General features: G+C 32.4%; 4 protein-coding genes. All 4 read right to left on the bottom strand.

Annotated features, from left to right (window positions below; all coding sequences use genetic code 11):
* Nucleotides 1-209: 209 nt before the first annotated feature.
* The 4 genes from H4J75_RS19430 to H4J75_RS19445 all read right to left on the bottom strand — a co-directional run bounded on the left by H4J75_RS19430 (nt 210) and on the right by H4J75_RS19445 (nt 2,356).
* Nucleotides 210-590, bottom strand: coding sequence for a hypothetical protein (locus H4J75_RS19430; protein ID WP_182223028.1), 381 nt, complete (start codon nt 588-590; stop codon nt 210-212).
* A 125-nt stretch (nt 591-715) separates the two neighbouring features.
* The gene (locus H4J75_RS19435) at nt 716-1,024 is read right to left on the bottom strand and encodes a hypothetical protein (RefSeq protein ID WP_182223029.1); all 309 of its coding nucleotides are present in this window, start codon (nt 1,022-1,024) and stop codon (nt 716-718) included.
* A gap of 542 nt (nt 1,025-1,566) precedes the next feature.
* Nucleotides 1,567-1,710 carry a hypothetical protein gene (locus H4J75_RS19440; RefSeq protein WP_182223030.1) on the bottom strand — a complete coding sequence of 48 codons (144 nt, stop codon included), beginning with the start codon at nt 1,708-1,710 and terminating at the stop codon, nt 1,567-1,569.
* Between the two features lie 157 nt (nt 1,711-1,867).
* Nucleotides 1,868-2,356: a hypothetical protein gene (locus H4J75_RS19445; RefSeq protein ID WP_182223031.1), complete on the bottom strand. Its 489-nt coding sequence runs from the start codon at nt 2,354-2,356 to the stop codon at nt 1,868-1,870.
* Nucleotides 2,357-2,497: the final 141 nt, after the last annotated feature.

The following is a 2,497-nucleotide window of genomic DNA, read 5'->3' on the forward strand; positions in this document are numbered from 1 at the left end:
GTCCAATCTCAAACCTTAAGCCGATAGGCCAATTATAAAAAAGAGGTTTTTGTAATTTTAATCCTGAAAAGTGTTCTTCAAAATATTGATTCATAGCTTTCTGCTAACTTAGTGAATATAACGCCCTATTAAGGGGAAAATTGTAGTTGGCTAAAATGTGAAGCGAAGCGGAACCAGCCAACTGTAATTTGTCCCACTTGAATAGCTTGTTATATTTTTTGTGCGTCGTTAGAAATTAGTGCCGCTATTAAAAGTGTTGGTATTGCTGCGTACATTAACGGAACTACTGCAAAACTTAAAAATACCAAAAGATAAGTTAAGAATAAAACTATTGGCAGAGTAAAGTAAAATAAATTTTTCTTAGTAAATAATATGAATGCTTTACGTACCACAAACATAATAATTAATGACAAAACTGCCGAAAAGATGACAATTAATATATTTGAATAATATGAGACCACAAACTCACTATACGCTTGAAGAAATTCTGGGACTGGCATTGCAGAAACAAAACCAATTAACCAAACAAACAGGTAAGCAAATGAACTGCCGAGTAAAAATGAAATAATATTTTTGTGCACTATAGTCATGATTGACTCCTATCCTTGTGAAAAATATAACGCCAAGTTAAGCGGCAAAAAATTGTTGGCTAAAATTGTGAACGGAGTGAAACAGCCAACTGTTTTTTGTCCGTTTGAACGTCTTGTTATGTGTACTATGGATAACCAACCTCGTGCATAATCCAATATGCATCAACAGTAGATTTATTACCATTAATATCAAAGTATGTGCCTATACATTCAGTTGTGCCCCATAACCCAAATAAATGTGAAGTTTTAAGTTCACCTATAAGAATAGCCTCATTATTATAAATAGATTCGCCAAATATAGAAGCTTGATATTTTTTACCACTGATTGTAACTTGACCAATTTTTTTATATTCGAATGAAGCTATTTCATCTATATTGAGATGTTCATAGTGCGATAAAAGTTCTGATAGATATTGATAAATATGAGGATTCATTTAGTACACATAACGCCCCATTAAGAGGCAAATAATAGTTGGCTAAAATAAGCGACGAAGGAGCAAATAGCCAGCTGTTATTTGTCCTGCTTGAATGGCTTGTTATACGGTTTTACTCTGAATTGTTATTTTTGGATTTACAACTTTTATTGCGACTTAAAAGGACAAAGCTGATAGAAATAATAACGAAGCCAATACTTGCAAAAACAGGAGTAAGATTACTATTCTCAGTTGAATAATAAGCACCGGATAAAATAAGGAATAAAACACCAGATAAGAAATATAGATAAATAAATTTAACGTTTTTCATGATTAACCCTCCATAGTAAAAACCAATGTAATTTAAAGTTACTCAATTAGCAATTATGCACAAATTTCTTAAACCGTATAACGCCACATTAAGCGGCAAATAATAGTTGGCTAAAATAGTGAGGCACGAACGACAGCCAACTGTTATTTGTCCGTTTGAATGCCTTGTTATATTCCGATCACACCAACAACAGAGTAATTAAATCAGAATCAACTTGATTTAAAATCTTGATTTAAAATCTTGATTTAAAACATCTAATTCTTTTTAACCTTTTTTCAAGTTTATCTATTTTACTCATTGAAATCGTGGCAAAGACAAAAGCAGGAACGCCCATTGACATACCAATAATTCCAAACATAAATCCTAAATCTTCCATAATGTAATTCCCTTTAGAATAATGGATATTGACGATGATAAAACTACTAAACTTAACTAGCAATATAACGCCCCATTAAGAGGCAAATAATGGTTGGCTAAAATAGGCGACGAAGGAGCAAATAGCCAACTGTTATTTGTCCTGCTTGAATGGCTTGTTAGCCATTATTTGAACCACGTACACAACTGACAATTTCTCCATCACTTAATTTTTTTGATATAAACGCAGATTTAGAAAGTGTTAAAATTTCTGATTTACTATTTAAGGGATAGACAGTGTCATTAAGTGACTTAAACACTTCCTTAACATTAAAGTTTGGTAATTCTTTTATTCTATCGGAGGTGTCTAAAATACTTTCTTCATTAGTGGTTTCAATTAGCACTCCATCTTTTAGTTTCCATGGACCAGTTAATTTAAGTGAAAACCAAATTTGCTCTTCTTCAACACTATATTTCCAAGTCTGAATATCGAACCCTGTACCATCGTCATAAAAATAACTATCTATTTCGACATTGAAATATACTGTATCAGTTAAATACTTCTTATATGGCTCACACACCCAATGCCCAAGAATATTATCTTGCAGTGTATTTGCCGTTATCACTGATGATAAAAACAGAAGTACAGTCATTACACAAATTTTCATTAAAACACCATATGGCTAACGCCCAATTAACGGGCAAAAAATTGTTGGCTAAAATGTTGAGGAACGAAAACAGCCAACTGTTTTTTGTCCCAGTTGAATTGCTTGTTATATGCAAATTATTTATTACTGCACGAGCAACTT

The sequence above is a fragment of the Colwellia sp. BRX10-1 genome (genome assembly GCF_014077545.1).
Taxonomy (GTDB): domain Bacteria; phylum Pseudomonadota; class Gammaproteobacteria; order Enterobacterales; family Alteromonadaceae; genus Colwellia_A.

Coding starts and splice junctions, on each gene's coding strand:
- H4J75_RS19430 (WP_182223028.1), bottom strand. CDS start 590: ATGACTATAGTGCACAAAAATATTATTTCATTTTTACTCGGCAGTTCA.
- H4J75_RS19435 (WP_182223029.1), bottom strand. CDS start 1,024: ATGAATCCTCATATTTATCAATATCTATCAGAACTTTTATCGCACTAT.
- H4J75_RS19440 (WP_182223030.1), bottom strand. CDS start 1,710: ATGGAAGATTTAGGATTTATGTTTGGAATTATTGGTATGTCAATGGGC.
- H4J75_RS19445 (WP_182223031.1), bottom strand. CDS start 2,356: ATGAAAATTTGTGTAATGACTGTACTTCTGTTTTTATCATCAGTGATA.